We start from the raw sequence: 17843 nt of genomic DNA, 5'->3' as shown, positions 1-17843 counted from the left end.
AGGATCCCGCCAAGGGGAAAACCGGAAAAAAGGCTGTATGTTTCACCGCACTGTGGAGATGGAGCAACCACATACCATAACAGAGCCTTTTCCTTTGAGGCGCTCCAATCGCTGCCTGAATGGGCCGGCTATTCCGCTGCCTCCTTCTGGAGGCGGGAGACGAGCTTGTCCATGTTGGCGATGCTGGTGACCTTCCAGCTTTCTCCGGCAGGGCTCATGCCCAGATCGACCTTGTAGTCGCGCCCATTGCCGAAATCATGGATGGTTGCGGGAAGGATGACGCTGCCGTTGGCTTTGCGGGATGCGCCGCGTGGACGCAGCTCCTTGCGCCCTGTGGAAACATTGCTGAAAAGCGGTGCAAGCAGGCCTTTGGGTTTTGCGTCGGCTTTGGGCTTTCCGGCGAAAAAGCCGGACTCGATGCCCGAACGGGTGAATGTTCCGGCTTCTTGAACCAGCAATCCTTTGATCTGCTTCGCCATCGACGGGTCCTGCACGGAGGCGACCATCAGGGCCAACATGGGGGGAAGGCCGGACGTATCGACCTTTCCGGCTTTTTGCAGCGCCGCAATCAGGGCTGAGGAACTTTGGTCGAGCAGGGCGTCCACATCGACGCGCCGTTCAAAAGCCGCCAGATCGCCGGCGTCGATGGCTGCCTGGATTTCCTTCAAGGCCGTCTCCGGGGTCTGGCGGGCCAGAGCGGGGGCCGTCACGAGCAGGAACAGCGGAAGGAAGAGCAGGAAGCGGAAGCGGCGGAAAATCATTGCGAGGCTCCTTGGGCGGCGGCCGCAGCGTCGAAGTGCCCCGCCAGATCGCGGAACAGGTTCGCCGCCTGCCCGGCAGCCGCGAGTTTCTCCGGGTTATTGCGCGTGCGCCTATCGATCCATGAGGCGATGAAGAGCAGTGCGTCATCATCCAGATACCGGGCCTCAGGAGCCCGCTTGAGGGCCCGCACGAACGCGCCCTTGGCCTGTTCGCGGGCGATGACGGCCTGCTGGTACTGCTGGCCCTTGGCGGCCATCTGCTGGCGCAGTGTCGAATATCTGGTCAGCTCGCCGTTGGAACGGGCTTCATCGGCGGCGAAGGTCAATTCGGAATATTGGGCGTTGGTGTCCACGACACGCTGGGCCGCGGCGCTGAGGCTTTCCATCTGGCGGTTGAAGTCGGGCATGGAGGCGAGCGCCTGCAATGCACCGGCAACGCCGCGGAATTGCCGGGCGTACAGCTTGAAGCATTCGCTCCGCTGGGCGGGCGAGAGGGTTTCGCCGCTCGGCAAGGGAGCCGCCGCGCTGCGGTTTACGGCTTCCATGAAGCGATCGACGTACAGCCGGTAAATAGCGTCCAGCATGCCCGGCGTGAAGAGGTGGTTCAGTGCGGCGGCACGCCCGGCGGGCAGGTCGTCGCCAATCCATGCGAGGCCGGTCATCCCCATCCCGTAACGGAGATTCGCTCCCTGCAGGCTTGCAGAAAGCCTTCCGCCCCGGCCCGGAGTCGCTGCGGGGACATAGTGGGAAACGAGCCAAGAAGCCAAATCGTCGATAAAGGCGATGCGCACGACCTGATCGTCCTTGCGCCCCGCATCGGGGGGGATTTGCTCTCCGGGAGCTATGGGGCCGCGTACTTCGGCCCCGCCGGGCTGTACCGGCCTCTGCTCCGCAAGCGCTTCATCCAGCTCGGCTGGCGTTTCAATGGGAGAACGGTATTTGGGCGGCGCACCGGGCAGGCTGTCTCCCGCGACGGCCCCAACATCAGGAGGGGAGGGCGGTGTCACCGTCTTGTTCATCAGATCAGCGGCAAGGCTGATGGCCGATTCGCCCAGCCTGGCCATGCGGTTGGAAAATTCTTCCCGCGCCTCCGGATCTCGGGCCAGCCAAAACCAGACCACCACTCCCGCGAGCAGGACAAGAATCAACAGGGCCAGCCCGTGATGTCCTTTACGCGACGGTTCCGTTTCGTGGCCGTCGTCTTTATCTGTCCGATAGCGGTTCGGCTTGCTCATGCCACCCTCCAGAGTCTCTTCCCGGATCAAAACGGGCTGTGTACAGGTATCATATTCACTACAGAATATCCCATTTTGTCCGCTCTGTGAAGCTGTACAGATGGGGGAGATCCAGCAATTGTACACGCTTTCTAACTGGTTGGATCACGGCAGAGGCCGGTATGCAAGATTCGCATCGCATGAAAAAGAATCATGCCCTGGGGGGTTGACTTCTTGAGAACCAATCCTGATACTTAATGCCAAGGATAATGACACCCGACGCGCACGGCGCGGACACATTTTACTTCAAGGGAGCAAGCCAATGGGATGCTGCTGTAACAATACGAAAGACAATAAGAGCCAGACCCCTGACTGCATGGCCAGCAAGAGCACGGTTGTCACCACGCCCGAAGGCGAAGATGTCGAAGTCAGCTTCAACATGGGAACCGGCGAAGTGACTTATGGGAAAAAGGGCGGATGCCGCTCGGACAAGCCCGAAGGTACTTCCTCCTGCGGCTGCGGTTGCTCAAAGTAAGGTATGCGAACGGATCGCTTTTAAAACGGCCTAAAGCGGAAACGTCTCAAGCCACAAAAGGACGGAGGAAGAGCGGTAAGGTGATCCCTTACTTGCTCTTCCTCCACTTTTGGGGAACCGGCTGATTGCTGGTACACGCAAGGAGAAACTCCCTTGCGTTTTTTTGTTTGGCTGCGTCATAGAAAATGGCTGATGCTTTTTTTCTTGAGGTTCCAAAGGGATAATCAGCAAAATGTCTTATCCATGAGCTCAGCCAAGGGGAAAACTGGAGAAAAAAGCTATACTTTTCATCATGTTGTGGTAATGGAACAACCACATACCATGACAGAGCCAAAAAATATAAGGCTGTGCCATAGAAAACGGTTAATGCTTTATCTCTTGAAATTCCAAAGGGATAACCAATAAAATCCCCCAGTCATGGAGCCCGCCAGCGGAAAATTGGAGAAAAAGCATATATTTTTCAGCATATTGCCGAGACAAAACAACCATGTGCCATGTCAGAGCCAAATATAAAAATACAGTATATCCATCATGTTATATGGATACGCCAATGCATTCCGTACAAAGCCATCCCAATAGGCCCAGTGCGGCAACGTAACCAGCCATGAGCGGAAAACCTGAGAAGAGGGATTCGATAAGCGCGAAAGTCTTGGGAGGGGAAGGGGGGAGGTTGGGAGGGGGGAAGGGGAACCTTTCTCCAGAAAGGTTCCCCTTCCCCCCTCCAATCTTCTTACAGAATCTGCTTGAGGAACTGCTGGAGGCGGGGATGCTCAGGATCCGAGAAGATCTTGGCAGGGGGAGCCACTTCAAGGATTTGCCCCTGATCCATAAAGACGATGCGGTCGGCCACTTCACGGGCAAAGCCCATTTCATGGGTGACGCATACCATCGTCATGCCTTCCTGCGCGAGCTTGACCATAACGTCAAGCACTTCGCCGATCATTTCAGGATCGAGCGCCGACGTGGGTTCGTCGAACAGCATGATGTTGGGCTGCATGGCGAGCGCGCGGGCAATGGCGACGCGCTGCTGCTGGCCGCCGGAAAGCATGCTCGGATAGACGTTGACCTTTTCGGACAGCCCCACTTTCTTGAGCAGTTGGAGCGCGCGCTCCTCGGCTTCATGCTTGGAAATATGGCGGAGCTTCATGGGCGCCATCGTCAGGTTCTGGAGCACCGTCTTGTGCGGGAACAGGTTGAAGCTCTGGAACACCATGCCCAGATCCTGCCGGATCTTGTTGATGTCGTTCTCAGGGGCGTTGATGTCGTTCCCTTCGACGAGGATGGTGCCCTTGTCGATGACTTCCAGACGGTTGATGGAGCGCAGCAGCGTCGACTTGCCGGAACCGGAAGGCCCGATGATCACGACGCGCTCGCCGGGCTGCACGTCGAAGCTGACATCGTGCAGTGCGGTGAGCTGCCCGAAGAACTTCCACACGTTCTGGATGCTGATGATGGGGGCTGCGTTACTTTCTGTCGCGGTCATAGTAGGTGAGTCTCCCTTCCATCATGCTCACGCCTTTGGAGAGCAGCAGGGTGATGATGAGGTATACGAGGGCGATGACCGTATAGGTCTCGAAATAGTCGAAGGTCTGCGAGGCGAATTCGCGGCCACGGCGCAGCAGGTCGGCCACGGCGATGATGGAGACCAGCGAGGTGTCCTTGAGCATGGCGATGCATTCGTTGCCGATGGGCGGCAGGATGGTGCGCATGGCCTGAGGAAGGATGACGAGCGTCATGGTCTGGAACCTGTTGAAGCCGAGCGAACGGGCCGCTTCCGTCTGCCCCTTGGGTACGGAGAGGATGCCCGCGCGGAAGACTTCGCCCATGTAGGCGCCGTAGCAGAAGCTGATGGCGATGACCGCCGACACCATGGGCGGAACCTGAATGATGCGTCCGAGGGCGTAATAAATGTAAAAAAGCTGGACGAGCAGCGGTACGCCGCGGATGATTTCCACATAGGTCGACGCGATCAGGTTGATGACGGAATTGCGCGACAGGCGTCCGAGGCCCGTGAGCAGCCCGATAGGCAGCGTACAGAGCAGGGAGAGGGCGGTGACCTCAAACGTGATGATCAGCCCGTCGGGGAGGAATTTGACGATTTCCAGATAGGGTTCCGGCTGCGTGGCGCAGAGGGTGACGAGTGCCACCACGGCAACGCAGAACGCCAATGTCCAAGCATTGAGGAGCCTGCGATCCCGCGGATCGGGGATCTGCGCGCCCTCCGTAACCTCAATGCGAATGTTGGGAGCGTTGTTCATAAATATTCCTACAATGTGTCAGGCTCCGGCAAACGCCGCATGGGATGCGTGCGCCGCGATGTGGGCCTTGCAAGTTGCGGCGCGCCGGGCGACGCGCGAAAACAGGGGCCTTACCAAACGGGCGGCAGGGGAGAGGGCTCCCCTGCCGGCATAGAATCGCAACAGGATGGTTAAGGGTGGGAGATCCGGCGCTTATTTGCCGATCCACTTCTCGACGACCTGCTTGTCGATACCCTTTTCCTTCACGGCCTTGATGCCTTCGTTGAGCTTCTTCACGAGATCCGTGTCCGACTTGCGGACGGCGAACCCGTAGTATTCCACATCCTCAGTGATGAAGGCAACCTTGAGCTTGCCCGTGTATTCCTGCTTTTTGTTGGCGTAGAACTTGGCGACGGGATCATCGCAGATCACCGCTTCGATGTTGCCCTTGGCGAGGTCTTCGAGGGCAAGGCCCACTTCGTCATACGTCTTGACGATGGCCTTTGACTTGGCCTTGGGCAGGGTCTCCACAAGGCCGGTAGTGCCGATCTGCCCGCCGACCTTCTTGCCGTCCAGCTCCTTCAGGCTCTTGAGATCCGAATTGGCGGGAACCACAACGGCTTGGCGGATTTCGCAATAAGGATCGGAAAAGCCCATCGCTTTTTTGCGCTTGTCGGTAATGGTCACGGAAGAGGCGATGATGTCGGCCTGACGGGATTCCAAGGCGGCGAAAATGCCGTCCCACGCGGTGTTGCGGAATTCGACGTTCAGGCCCGCTTCCTTGGCGACGGCCTTCAGGTAGTCGATGGAATACCCGACCACGTTCTTGTTCTCATCAAGCATTTCAATGGGAGGCCACGTCGCATCGGAAGCCACGATGAGGGGTTTTTCGGCGGCATTGGCCAGAGAAGCGCACAAGAGCAGGGACAACAGGGTCGCGCTGAAAAGACGGATCATACCGACAGCTCCTCCAGATATTGCAAATGTTCCACGGCGGCAAACCGCATGAGGAAAAACGCGCCATCTTTCCCTTGCGCGCCGTCCCCATCCTCCATATTCTAAGCGTCCTCTTTTGCAGGAAGATGCACAGCGTGTCAAGAACCGAATCGCGGAACCGCGGGTTCTGGAGGCTTGATTTCCGCAACATTCCCGCGTTGTTTTACGTCATTGCCCCATCATTTTTTACGGAGGATTTTTCATGCCGGTTTCTTGCGCGGTGCTCCTTGATCGGGACGGCACGCTCATTGAGGATAAGCATTACCTTTCGGAGCCGTCCGGCGTCGTCCTGTTGCCCGGCGTCGGCCCGGCGTTGTCGCGTCTGGTTCGGGCAGGGCACCGTCTTTTCTTGGTATCCAACCAATCCGGCGTGGGCCGGGGGTATTTCACGGAACAGGCTGTCGCGGCATGCCAAAAACGGCTTGAAGAGCTTCTGGAGCCGTACGGCGTCGTTTTTACGGATGCCGTGTGGTGCCCGCACGCGCCGGAAGCGTCTTGCCTTTGCCGCAAGCCCTTGCCGGGCATGTTCGATGAACTCCGGGCCCGGCATGGGCTCTTGCCTGAAACGACGTTCATGATCGGGGACAAGCTGGACGATCTGGGCTTCGCCGCCAATGCCGGGCTGTCCGCCGGCCTGCTCGTATTGAGCGGGAAAGGTGCGGAACATGCCCGGAGGGTCGGGTATCCCGTGCCCGTTTCCGGCATCGCCGAGGTTCCGGGCGCGCCCCGGCGTGTCGTGGCTGCGGATTTCGAGTCCGCTGCGGCGTGGATAATGAGGGATATTGAGAAGCGGGGAGGGAAAAAGGGGCTTTTTTGAAAGGTTGGGTTCTGGAAAATGGTTGATGCTTTTTTCTTGAAGCTCCAAAGGGATAACCGGAAAAATGCCTTAACCGTGGATCCCGCCAAGGGGAAAACTGGAAAAAAAGCTCTATTTTTCACCGTACTGTGGAGATGAAACAACAGCATGCTATAACAGAGCCTTTTGAAAAGGCTGTGTCATAGAAAACGGTTGATACTTTATTTCCTTGAAATTCCAAAGAAATAACCAATAAAATCCCCCAATCACAGAGCCCACCAGTGGAAAAAATAGGGAAAAAACATATATTTCAATATATTGCTGAAATAAAACAGCCGTGTACTATGACACAGCCTTTGAAAAAGCTCCCCCTTCACCTCCCGCCCCCCATCTCCCCCAAAGGCATTAGGCTGGCGGGGAGGCTGCGCGGCAGGGGAACCTGCCGGATGTATGGATCTGGCGGGATAGGGAATCAGAGGATAGGGAAGCTGAAAAGAGCGCTGCATGGCCATGCAACGCCCTTTTTTTATTGTGGGTTTCAGCCTGTTGATGGCGCGAGGCGGCCGAAACAGGAAGCCGCCCGCTATGCGGAAGGTTATTATGATATGTTGCAGGATCAGGCTTTTTTCTTGATCAGGCGCAGCCGGATGAGCATTTCCCGGAAATCCTGCCATGAGCACCCGAACAGCCACGGGCAGGTGACGGCGAGCCCAAGGGACATGAAGGAATAGAGGATGCCGGAAAGGAAAAAGCGTATGATTTGGTGAGCGTCATCCGCGAAATAGATTCCCGTCGCCTGCTTGCAGACCCATGCGATTCCGAGGAGGGAGCCGAGGATGAGCCCTTGCAGCATCAGGTTGCGGAAGAAATTGAGAGGGATGAGCCGCGAGGCCATCCAGAACAGCAGGTTGACCATGATGAACTGCGTCGTCACGGTCTTAAGGGCAAGGCCCGTTGCGCCGAGCCCCATGCCGAGCATGTCCTGCGGCGCGACCAGCAGCCATACGAGGAGGAACCCCCCGAAGTGTTCGATGAAGGCAAGGTTCCGCAGCACCTTGGTCTTGCCGGTGGCATGGAAAACGGAGCTTGCCAGTTGCCCGTAGGCTTGATGGGCCGGATAGAGAGCCATGATCTGCACGGGGACGAGTGCCGCGGCGAACTCCGCGCCGCCGAAAATATGTACGAGGACGGAGGCTTCCACGGCGGTGAAGCAGGAGAACCATGCCGCGATCCCAAAAAGGAGCGGCGCGAACCGGGTCAGGAGATGCCCCATGTGCTCGCGGTCGTCCTTGCCCCATGCAATGGCGAGTTCGCGCATGATCAGCGGGGTCATGGCGGATACGAACAGAAAACATGCGGCGCTGACGCGCTGGGACAGTGCGAAATAGCCCTGCTGCGTGCTGCCGTCGAACCACTGGAGCACCCAGCGTTCGGCGGAAAGGGCCAGCGCCGAAAGCAGCGCCTGCACGAACAGCGGCATGCTGTAGTCGGAAAATTCGCGTGTGTAGGAAAGGCGCTGATCGCGTGTGAGGCTGAGATCGATATGCGCCCATGAGCGCCGCATGATGGCGAGGCACCCGATCACGATGCTCCCCATCATCAGGTATTGCAGCCCGAACAGGCTCCCCGCGTTCAGGAAACCGAACCAGAACAGCGCCAGAATGATGATGGCCCCAAGCAGGTTGACCCCGCTCCGCAGGAGCTCGCCGGGCACGGTCAGGCCGAGGGCGTCGTTCATGGAGCGCACCACCCGCGTCCCCCACAGCAGGAAGCCGTAGAAGGCCGCCAGCGGAGCGTACCAGAGCGGCACGTCGGGCAAAAGCATATCCCCAAGCCCCGGCACAAGCAGGAAGACGCCCGCGAGCATGGTAATGAGGAAAACCAGCGCCGAAACGCGGCCGTAAAAGGCGACGAGCGGCATTTCGTATTGGCGGCGGGACAGGGCGTTATAAAAGCAGGTGGACGTGCCCATGTCCAGAAAGCCGGTAAGCTGCGTGAACACGCTGGTGGAGAAATTGAAGTTCCCGTAGGCCTGCGGCCCAAGGGCGCGCGGGAGCACCGCCTCCATGATCAGATAGACGGGGACGGTAGCGATGTTTGCCAGCAGTTTGCCCATATAACGGCGCGCCAGCGAAGCCTGCGGAGGCCGCTGGTGCGTCGCCTGATCCGTGCCGGGCGTCTGATTGGGGGCTGATTCGCGTTCTTCGGTCATGGGGCGGTTTGGGGGCAAGAGGATTTCGCGTCTCCGTACGCTGTCTTTGTCCGCAGCGCAATGCCCCTTTTCGGCCTTTTGTCGCGGGACAGGCGCCATCATAGCTTTTTTACTAAAAATGCAAAAGAGTTCCGCCGTGTGCCGGGCGTGTTATTTTTTTAGGGGAAGAAAACCGGGGAAGGGAGGGGGAACCTTTCTGGAGAAAGGCTTCCCCCTCCCTTCCCCGGGCCCCATCCCTCCCTCTCCCAAGACTTTCGGCTGGTGGGGAGGCTGCCCGGCAGGAGTCCCTGTCGGATGGGCAAGGCGGGATGGAGCGGAAAAGGGCGGCTGTGCTGGGTCGTGTCGTCAATTAGATTCTATTGAAATTATTTAACGGATTTCAGGTTGTAAAAATTATTTTTAATAATTTAAAATAGTTAAATGTAAAAATGACGACACGGCCTGGGAACTGGCGAATAGTGGCTGTCCCCGTTTCAGCGCCCACTCGTTCGCTGCCCACTTATAAAGCTGGACTCATGATCCCTGTAATGCCTGACATAGCTCTTGTGCCCATCTATTATGGCTTAATCGGGAGCCTGAACCAGACTGTTTTGTATGGCAAGGGAAAGCGCCAGACAGGGGTTCGATAAAGCAGAAAACCCGTGAAGGGAAGGAGTCGTTTGGCTAGGATTGGTGAGGGGAAGGGAAATGTGGGGAAGTCCTCCCCATTCTTTAGTAAAGTTTCCCTTCCCCAAGCATAACGGGTGGGGCTTAGGCTTCCAAAATGGCCTGATACGCGAGTTTTGTGGAATAGAGATCGGCCTTGGAAAGCAGCTCAAAGGGGCTGTGCATGGAGAGGACGGCGGGGCCGAGATCGATGGTGTCCATGCCGTAGGCCGCGAGATAGAGGGCTACCGTGCCGCCCCCGCCGTGATCGACCTTGCCGAGTTCGGCCATCTGCCACGGGATGTTTTTCCGATTGAGCACGCCGCGCAGCCAGCCGATGTATTCGGGATGGGCGTCGTTGGCCCCGTATTTGCCGCGCGAACCGGTGAATTTGCAGAACGTGGGGCCGTGCCCGATGATCGAGGCGTTGAGCTTTTCGTGCAGCTCCTGCCAGTCGGGGTCGGTAGCCGCGTGTACGTCGCCGGAAACGGCCGTGGAGTTCTGGAAGACGTCGCGAACCTTGGTTCCCGGTTCCCATGCTTCCGTGAGATCCTCCATGCAATACTCAAGAAAACGGCCTTGCGCGCCTGTGGAGCCTTCGGAGCCGATTTCTTCCTTGTCCCAGAAGATCAGGCAGTTGGCGTGTTCGGGGGCTTGCGCATCCAAGAAGGCGGACAGCGCGGTGAACACGCAAACGCGGTCATCCTGCCCGTAGCCGCCGATGAGGGCGGCATCAAGGCCGACGTAGCGCGCCGGGCCTGCGGGCACGGCCTGCAATTCGGCGGACATCAGATCTTCTTCCCGGATGCCGTATTTGCGGTTGAGGAGGGCGAGGATGTTCGCCCGAACCGGATCTTTCTGTTCTTTTGCGGTTTCGTCCGTATCGGAAGCGGAAGGCAGCGGGCTGTGCCCCAGGATCACGTTGAGCTTTTCCGCATCAAAGGCGTCGGCTACGGTCTTGGTGACTTCCTTCTGTGCCAGATGCGGCAGCAGGTCAGCGATGGTGAACACCGGATCGCCGGGATCTTCGCCCAGCACGACCTTGATGGACGTGCCGTCCTCTTTGACGATCACGCCGTGCAGGGCGAGAGGCCGGGCCAGCCATTGGTATTTGCGGATGCCGCCGTAGTAGTGGGTCTTGGCCTGCCCGATGCCCACCTGTTCCTGAAGCGGGCGCTGCTTGAAGTCAAGGCGCGGGGCGTCGGTATGGGCGCTGATGAGGCGCACGCCCGAAGCGAGCGGCTTCTTGCCCTTGCGCGCCACGAAGACGGCCTTGCCCCGATAGGTGCGGAACACGAGATCCTTTGTGAAATCTTCGGAAAAACCGGCACCCTTCAACGCTTCAACCACGAGATCCACGGTTTCGCGTTCGGTTTTCGCATGGGAGAGGAAATCCATGTAGCGGGTGGCCAGTGCGTCCATCTGTTCTTGGCTTGCCGCATCGGCGTAGTGCGTCCAGCCGTTTTTGGTTTCGAAATCGAATTCGTTGTTCATGTATGTTGTCCTTTATGGTTTGGAGCGTCGTGATATGGTTTTCCGGCTCTCCCTTTCCATGCGGGAGAGTCCGGGGCCTTGCTGTAAAGCCGTGTCCGGGTAGGCCGCTGTTATGCTCATGTCTGATTCAGCGCAGCCGCGATAACATTGGCGGCCATGGGCAGTTCCTCGTCGGCGAGCGTGCGCGGATCGAGCAGGAAGGCATGATCCTCAAGGCGTCCGATCAGCGGCGGAACGGTTTCGAGCAGGCGTTGCTTGAGGCATTCCGGCGTGCATCCCGTGGGGGCGACGCGCACGAGTGTGGTCGGCAGGGCGTTTTCGGGGAACGATCCGCCGCCGACGCGGGATTCTCCCCGCACCAGCCGGATTTCGGCCTTGTCCCCGCACGCCTTGCGGAGCCGGGAAGCCAGACGCGAGGCCCGGCGCTTGAGTTCGTCCGGTACTGCGGTGATCATCGCGACCGTGGGGATGCGCTTCCGGGCGAGCTGTTCGTCCAGGTACAGCCGTAGGGTTGCTTCAAGGGCGGCAAGGGTCATCTTGTCGATGCGCAGTGCCCGGTTCAGCGGGTTCCGCTTGATTTTTTCGATGATCGCCTTCGTGCCCACGATAATCCCGGCCTGCGGGCCTCCGAGCACTTTGTCTCCGGAGAAGGTAACCACGTCCGCGCCCGCGGCAACCACCGAAGGTACGGTCGGTTCGCCGGGCAGCCCGGCTGCGGTGAAGTCGAGGAAGCTGCCGCTGCCCAGATCCTCAATGAGCGGGAGGCCGTGCCGGTGCGCCATGTCCGCGAGTTCCTCAACGGGCACGTCCGCATGGAAGCCGACGATGCGGTAGTTCGAGGTATGGACGCGCATGAGGGCGACCGTGCGCTCGTTGATGGCGTTTTCGTAGTCCTGCGGGTGGACGCGGTTGGTGCATCCGACCTCGCGCAGGGTGGCCCCGCTGCGTTCCATGACGTCAGGGATGCGGAAACTGCCTCCGATTTCCACAAGCTGCCCTCTGGCGACCACGACTTCGCCGCCTGAGCAGAGCGCGTCCATCGTAATCAGCACGGCGGCGGCGTTGTTGTTGACCACAAGGGCGGCCTCGGCTCCCGTAAGCGTGCAGAGCAGTTCCTCAACGTGGCTGTAGCGGCTGCCGCGTTCCCCTGTGGCAAGGTTCAGCTCAAGGTTGGAGTACCCCCGGCAAGCCTTGAGGATGGCGTCCACGGCCTCGTCAGCGAGGACGGAGCGGCCCATATTGGTATGGATGACGACCCCGGTGGCGTTGAGCACGCGGCGGAAGCGCGGCGCGGCCCCTTTTTCCGCGAAGGCGGCGAGCCGGGGGAGCAGGGCGTCCAAGCCGAGCTGCCCGGAATCCGTAAGGCGTCCTTCCTTGATGTCTCTGCGGCAGCCGTCCAGAAAGGCGTTGGTGAGCGACCGGAGCAATGGGCGGGGCGTCGTTGCGTACAGCATGGGCGCGGCGTTTTCCAGCCCGCTCAGGCAGGCGTCGACCGAAGGCAGGGAACGAAAGAGATTATTCATATGTTTTGGTTTATTATGGAATGTGGTTGGTTCATTTCCACAGGCACGGTGAAAATACGTTTTTTCAGTTTTCCGCTGCTGCGTTCTCTAATGGAGGCTTGTGCCGTTATTTGTTTGAAATAAAAATGAACTCTGTCATGGCATATGGTTGTTTTATCTCGACAGTATGCTAAAAATACAGACTTTTTCTCCAATTTTCCGCTGATTGGCTCCATGATTGGGGCATTTTGTTGGCCATTCCTTTGGAATTTCAAGAAGCCAAGCATCAACCGTTTCCTATGGCGCAGCCTGGGTTGTGTCGTTGTATTATGTGTAACTATTTGAAATTATTGAAAATAATTTGTTGTGGCTCGAAAAATGATTAAATAATTTCAACAGATTATATCTAAATTGACGACACGGCCTAAGCCTTTTCCCCTTCCCGCTAGACAAGTTCCTGTTCCAGCGTTTGCGGGTGAAGGGTAAAGAACTCGTCGAGCAAATACAAGGAGCCGCACAACAGGACGGAGTGCCTGCCTGCGTCTTCGGCGGGAACGAAGGAGGCCGCTTTTTTCAGGGCGAGGCTCAGGCGTTGGGCTGGCTGCGTGATGGCTGGCCCGCGACCTTAGATTATCTCTAATTGACGACACGGCCTAAGCCTTTCCCCCTTCCTTCTAGACAAGCTCCTGTTCCAGCGTTTGCGGGTGAAGGGTAAAGAACTCGCCGAGCAAATACAAGGAGCCGCACAACAGGACGGGGTGCCTACCTGCGTCTTCGGCGGGAACGAAGGAGGCCGCTTCCTTTAGGGCGAGGCTCAGGCGTTGGGCTGGCTGCGTGATGGCTGGCCCGCGACCTTCGGCAAGGAGCTTTGCGAGCTCTTCGCCGTTCATGGCCCGTTCGTTGTCCTGAATCGTCGGGACGAACAAAGGTGCGTCCCCGGCGATGCGGCGGATAAACGGCAGCATGTCGGATACATCCTTGTCCGCAAGGCAGGAGAAGATGACGGCGGCGGGCTGGATGCCCGCGTCACGGATGGCCGTTTCAAACGCGCGCAGGCCGTGGGGGTTGTGCGCGCCGTCAAGGAGCAGGGGCGGCAGGCCGTTGGCGGCCGGGATGCGCTGGAACCGTCCGGGGAAATGCGCGGAAGCCAGCCCCTTGGCGACGGTTTCGGGCATATTGGGCCAGTGCCGCTGATTGGCGAGCCAGTCCCATGCGGCGACGGCCAGCCGGGCATTGGTGCGCTGGTGCGGCCCATCGAGCCCAAGGGGGGATTGCGGGAACGGGAGCGAGGCCGTTTCGTGGAGTTCCGAGCCTTTTTCCTGTGCGGTGCGGAGAAGGCAGGCGAGGGCCTCGGCTTCCTGCGGGGCGGTGAAGGCCGGGACGCCGGGGCGCATGGCCTGCGACTTGTCGGAGGCGATGTCCGTCAGGGTCGGGCCGAGGATTTTTTCGTGATCCATGCCGATGGGCGTGAAGCAGACGGCCTGCGCCGTCATAGCCGTCGTCGCATCGTAATGCCCGCCAAGCCCCGCCTCCATGACGACGAGATCCACGCCCGCCTCGGCGAAGGCGAGCAGGCCGAGGGCCGTGAGGAATTCAAAATAGGTCAGGTTGGGCGCCGCTTCCATGACGCGGTCGGCCAGCGCGGGCCAGCGGTCTGCCGGCAGCATCGTCCCGTTGATGCGGATGCGCTCGCGCGGGGTGACGAAATGCGGCGAGGTATAGAGGCCCACGTTCAGCCCATGCGCACGGGCGACGCACGACAGGAAGGTGGAGGTGGAACCTTTGCCGTTGGTGCCGACGATCTGCACGGTCACGAACGGGGGCGCAAGCAGCCCGAGCGCGTCCAGTGCGTTCCGCATGCGGTCAAGGCCGAAGTCCATGTGAAAGAGCCCAAGGGTGTCGAGATGATCTTGTACGTCGTCGAAAGAATGGAAACGCATTGTCAAGCCTTTGCGGTGGGTTGGGTGATGGGCGCCGGACGGCGTGCCTCCGGCGCGGCGCGGGGCGGTCCCGTCTCGTCGGCATGGGGCAGAAACTAGCCTCTTTTTTCAGGAAGGAAAAGATGCGGGGAGGCCGCGCATGCGGCTGGCCCGGCATCCTCTGGAACTTTCCGAACTTATGGATCAAAAGGTTCTGTCATAGTATCCGGTTGTTTCATCTCCACAGCGATGATGCCGGAAATGGTGGCGGCGGGCGTGCCGCCGGGGATGGCGATCATGTCGAGGCCAACGGATCCGCTGGTCATGGCTTCGAGCTTTTCGAGGGACAGCGCGCCGGAACGGGTGCCCGCCCCAATGCTGGAGCCCTCGGAAACCGGACGGTGAAAATACAGCCTTTTTCTCCAGCTTTCCCTTTGACGGAATCACCGGATGGGTCGTGTCGTCAATTAAATATAATCTGTTGAAATTTTTTAAGTATTTTTCAGATTATAAAAGATTGTTTTAAATGATTTCAAATAGTTACGTGTAAAACGACGACACGGCCTAAGGCATTTTGCTGATGGCTCTGTTATGTTTGTGGTTGTTTCATCTCCACAGTGCGGTGAAAATACAGCCTTTTTCTTCGGTTTTCCTCTTGGTGGAATACAGGGCTAAGGCATTTTGTCGGTTATCCCTGTGGAACTTCAAGGAAAAAAGCATCAACCATTTTCTATGACACAGCCTTGCTGATTATTCCTTTGAAACTTCAAGGAAAAAGCATCAGCCATTTTCTATGGCACAGCCAATCAAAAAAGGCTCTATGTGGTTGGCCAGGCATCTGGGGGCGCTGCAACCCTGCCCGGAGGCCGCACCTGCAACCTATGGGCCGGCCATTTTGCCTGAGTCATTTGAGATGCCAAACCTGCCCGTGCCGCGTAGGGATGGGCCCGCTTTTTCATCCATATTCCGCCGCCCCTGATCAGCCGTGCCGTACGGGTGGTTTTGCCCCTGCCGTGGTCGCTCGACGGTCGTTTCAGGTCGCCCCGCGTCGCACAGGGACGTTCCTGCATCAGGCGCAGAGCTCTTTTCTTTTAAAGATCGGAAAAGCTCGCCCCGTGCTGCACAGGGAAGGGCTGATGGCGGCGGCAGTATCATCCTGCGAGTCGGCCCTGATCTCTAAAAGGCCGCTTGTCCGGGGCAGTTTCATCCCGTGTGCGAGTCGGCCCGTGCCGCATCATGATGGGCCACAGCAGGCGGCGCAGGGAGGTATTTACACTAAGACTATTGACAATTTCTGATATGGGCCACAGCAAGCGGCGCGGGGAGGACGCGCATGCAATCGGCCCGGCGTGTGCCGGACGGGGAGGCGGCGTTTTGGGCCCACGGTGGGAATGAGAAAGTCCCGCGCCGGAAGCCGGGCCTGTTTCCGTAACAGGTAAAATATTTTGTATAATAAATAATTACATATGGTTTTATACATTTGTCACCCTCTTGACAAGGTGGGTGGAATGGACGACAAAGTGGGGGAAAGTGGGAAAAAGTGGAGTATCCTGACAAAAGGGGCCCGGAGGCCGGGTATGTTGTTTCGCGGACAGTCCTATAGGAGCCTTGATGCCAAAGGCCGTCTGATGCTCCCCCCGGAGTTTCGGGATGCGCTGGCGGCGGCTTCGGCGGACGGTACGTTTGTGCTGACGACATACGACGGCTGCCTTGTCGGGTATCCCGGCCCCCTCTGGAACGAACTGGAGGAGCGTTTTGGGCGTCTTCGGAACAGTTCGAGGAAAATCAGGGACTTTCGTCGTCTGGTGCTCGGCGGTGCGGAGGATCAGTCCTTTGACGCGCAAGGCAGGATACGCCTTTCCCGCGCGCATATGGAATATGCCGGGCTCGGACACGACGCCGTCGTGGTCGGACAGGGCGACAAGTTTGAAATATGGGATCAGGCCCGGTTCAAGGCGCTGCTCTCACAGGATTTTGACGATGTGGCCGATGAGCTGGCTGAAAGCGGCATCGACTTCTCTTTTTAAGAATCCCCGGACACGCTGTTGTATGACGTGCAGCCGGAACACGCCGGCCGCAGGGACGGCCATGCTTTTGCAGCAGGACGAAACGAAGCAATGAATTCCGATACCTCCATGCCTTCTCCCGAATCCGTACACATTTCCGTATTGCTGAACGAAGCGGTGGATGCGCTGGCCCCCAAAGCGGGAGGGCGCTATCTCGACGGCACGGTCGGCATGGGCGGGCATTCCTTTGCCATCATGGAGCGCACGGGCGGCGAGGGCTTTCTGTGCGGCCTGGACAGGGATACGCAGGCTCTTGAGCTTGCGCGTATCCGTTTGGCCCCGTTCGGGGATCGCGTCCATCTCGTGCATACCCGCTACAGCGGGTTTGAAGCGGCGCTGGACGGGATCGGCTGGGATGCCGTCGACGGGGCGCTCATTGATATCGGCGTTTCCTCGCTGCAGATCGACTCGGCGGAGCGCGGTTTCAGCTTCAGTTCCGATGGCCCCCTCGACATGCGTATGGATCGTGATTCCGGCGAGCTGCCGGTGAGCCGCCTTGTGAACCGGGCCAAGGCCGAGGAATTGAAGGAGATCATTGAGCGTTACGGCGAGGATCCGCAGGCCGGGCGCATTGCGCGGGCCATCGTGGAGGCGCGGGTGCGCAAGCCCATCGAAACCACCGGGGAACTGGCGGCCCTTGTGGAGCGCGCTTATCCGGCGGCATGGCGGGCCAAGGCCCGGAACCACCCCGCGACGCGCACGTTTCAGGCGCTGCGCATGGCGGTCAACGACGAGATCGGCGAACTGGAACGGTTCCTCGACGCCATCCTCGGACGGTTGAAGCCGGGCGGCCGCGTGGCGGTCATTTCCTTCCATTCGCTGGAGGACAGGGTGGTCAAGCACCGCATGAAAGCGTGGACGCAGGGCTGCATCTGCCCCAAGCACATCCCCGTGTGCGTGTGCCATCATATGCCGGAAGCCCTGCTTGTGACCCCGAAGCCCATTTGCCCTTCCGAACGGGAAAAGATGCTGAACCCCCGCGCGGGCAGCGCCAAGCTGCGCGTGGCGGAAAAGCTGGATCCGCATGCCCGGCAGCCCAGCGGGGAATCCGGCGAAGAGGCCGCGCGCCTGCGGTATGAAGCCAAGCGCGCCGCGCGCATGGCCCGGCATGGGCGTGAAGGGCGGGGACGGGCATGAGCCAGATGTCGTCAAGCGGCTGGCTGCTGGCCTTCATCCTGTCGCTGCTGCTGAGCCTGCTCATGGGGCTCGCGTTGGTGTGGCTCAGCATTGAGCGCACGGATAAGGCGTATTCCATCCGCCAGCTCAGGAACGAGGTGGAACAGCGCGCCGTCCTCAAAACCAAACTTGAAGTGGAACGGGACAGGCTGCTGGCTCCGCATGTACTGCGCCGTAAAGCCATCCAGCTCGGCATGAGCGAGGCCAAGCCCGGCCAGATCCGGCGGATGCCCGATCCGGGGCCTGAAGCCGGGGTACAGTAGCCTCCGCACGGGCGGGCCAGGGGTCAG

15 protein-coding genes and 1 pseudogene are annotated in these 17843 nt (G+C 59.1%); 5 read left to right on the top strand and 11 right to left on the bottom strand.

The genetic code is table 11. The annotated features are described in order from the left end of the window. Positions 1-128 precede the first annotated feature (128 nt). Positions 129-761 carry a hypothetical protein gene (locus AC6I1V_RS05280; protein ID WP_486854370.1) on the bottom strand — a complete coding sequence of 211 codons (633 nt, stop codon included), beginning with the start codon at positions 759-761 and terminating at the stop codon, positions 129-131. Next, the gene (locus AC6I1V_RS05275; RefSeq protein ID WP_486854369.1) at positions 758-1996 is read right to left on the bottom strand and encodes a hypothetical protein; all 1239 of its coding nucleotides are present in this window, start codon (positions 1994-1996) and stop codon (positions 758-760) included. The genes AC6I1V_RS05280 and AC6I1V_RS05275 overlap by 4 nt, the downstream gene beginning before the upstream one ends. A gap of 301 nt (positions 1997-2297) precedes the next feature. Between AC6I1V_RS05275 and AC6I1V_RS05270 the strand changes: the two genes are divergently transcribed. After that, positions 2298-2510 carry a heavy metal-binding domain-containing protein gene (locus AC6I1V_RS05270; RefSeq protein ID WP_308770927.1) on the top strand — a complete coding sequence of 71 codons (213 nt, stop codon included), beginning with the start codon at positions 2298-2300 and terminating at the stop codon, positions 2508-2510. 730 nt (positions 2511-3240) lie between these two features. On the opposite strand, the gene AC6I1V_RS05265 is transcribed toward AC6I1V_RS05270, so the two are convergent. The 3 genes from AC6I1V_RS05265 to AC6I1V_RS05255 all read right to left on the bottom strand — a co-directional run bounded on the left by AC6I1V_RS05265 (position 3241) and on the right by AC6I1V_RS05255 (position 5704). After that, complete coding sequence (locus AC6I1V_RS05265) at positions 3241-3993, bottom strand: amino acid ABC transporter ATP-binding protein (protein WP_302554614.1); 753 nt, start codon at positions 3991-3993, stop codon at positions 3241-3243. Then, on the bottom strand, positions 3974-4768 hold the full coding sequence (locus AC6I1V_RS05260; protein WP_302554615.1) for an amino acid ABC transporter permease: 795 nt from the start codon (positions 4766-4768) through the stop codon (positions 3974-3976). Before AC6I1V_RS05260 ends, AC6I1V_RS05265 begins: the two co-directional genes overlap by 20 nt. A 192-nt stretch (positions 4769-4960) precedes the next feature. Then, positions 4961-5704, bottom strand: a complete 744-nt coding sequence (locus tag AC6I1V_RS05255; RefSeq protein ID WP_302554616.1) for a basic amino acid ABC transporter substrate-binding protein — start codon at positions 5702-5704, stop codon at positions 4961-4963. 241 nt (positions 5705-5945) lie between these two features. Between AC6I1V_RS05255 and AC6I1V_RS05250 the strand changes: the two genes are divergently transcribed. Further along, entirely contained in the window at positions 5946-6560 is a 615-nt protein-coding gene (locus AC6I1V_RS05250) for a D-glycero-alpha-D-manno-heptose-1,7-bisphosphate 7-phosphatase (RefSeq protein ID WP_486853790.1), read from the top strand. Positions 6561-7155: 595 nt separating this feature from the next. On the opposite strand, the gene AC6I1V_RS05245 is transcribed toward AC6I1V_RS05250, so the two are convergent. From AC6I1V_RS05245 to AC6I1V_RS05220, 6 genes and pseudogenes are all read right to left on the bottom strand, one after another. Continuing rightward, positions 7156-8853, bottom strand: coding sequence for a lipopolysaccharide biosynthesis protein (locus tag AC6I1V_RS05245; RefSeq protein ID WP_479859520.1), 1698 nt, complete (start codon positions 8851-8853; stop codon positions 7156-7158). 648 nt (positions 8854-9501) lie between these two features. Then, entirely contained in the window at positions 9502-10890 is a 1389-nt protein-coding gene (locus tag AC6I1V_RS05240; protein ID WP_308772040.1) for an aminopeptidase, read from the bottom strand. Positions 10891-11006: 116 nt separating this feature from the next. Continuing rightward, complete coding sequence (gene selA / locus AC6I1V_RS05235; RefSeq protein WP_486853789.1) at positions 11007-12413, bottom strand: L-seryl-tRNA(Sec) selenium transferase; 1407 nt, start codon at positions 12411-12413, stop codon at positions 11007-11009. Continuing rightward, positions 12410-12679 carry a hypothetical protein gene (locus tag AC6I1V_RS05230; protein ID WP_486853788.1) on the bottom strand — a complete coding sequence of 90 codons (270 nt, stop codon included), beginning with the start codon at positions 12677-12679 and terminating at the stop codon, positions 12410-12412. Before AC6I1V_RS05230 ends, selA begins: the two co-directional genes overlap by 4 nt. A gap of 387 nt (positions 12680-13066) precedes the next feature. Then, complete coding sequence (locus AC6I1V_RS05225; protein ID WP_486853787.1) at positions 13067-14332, bottom strand: bifunctional folylpolyglutamate synthase/dihydrofolate synthase; 1266 nt, start codon at positions 14330-14332, stop codon at positions 13067-13069. A 215-nt stretch (positions 14333-14547) separates the two neighbouring features. After that, positions 14548-14709, bottom strand: a pseudogene (locus tag AC6I1V_RS05220) (DUF711 family protein); the annotation flags it as partial. A 1179-nt stretch (positions 14710-15888) separates the two neighbouring features. Between AC6I1V_RS05220 and mraZ the strand changes: the two are divergent. From mraZ to AC6I1V_RS05205, 3 genes are all read left to right on the top strand, one after another. Continuing rightward, complete coding sequence (gene mraZ, locus AC6I1V_RS05215; protein WP_302552808.1) at positions 15889-16338, top strand: division/cell wall cluster transcriptional repressor MraZ; 450 nt, start codon at positions 15889-15891, stop codon at positions 16336-16338. A gap of 90 nt (positions 16339-16428) precedes the next feature. Continuing rightward, positions 16429-17514: a 16S rRNA (cytosine(1402)-N(4))-methyltransferase RsmH gene (rsmH, locus tag AC6I1V_RS05210; protein ID WP_486853786.1), complete on the top strand. Its 1086-nt coding sequence runs from the start codon at positions 16429-16431 to the stop codon at positions 17512-17514. Then, positions 17511-17816, top strand: a complete 306-nt coding sequence (locus AC6I1V_RS05205; RefSeq protein WP_302552810.1) for a hypothetical protein — start codon at positions 17511-17513, stop codon at positions 17814-17816. The genes rsmH and AC6I1V_RS05205 overlap by 4 nt, the downstream gene beginning before the upstream one ends. Positions 17817-17843 lie beyond the last annotated feature (27 nt).

Source organism: Bilophila sp. T19-St14 (genome assembly GCF_059728385.1).
This window is presented reverse-complemented; position numbering and strand designations above follow the sequence as displayed.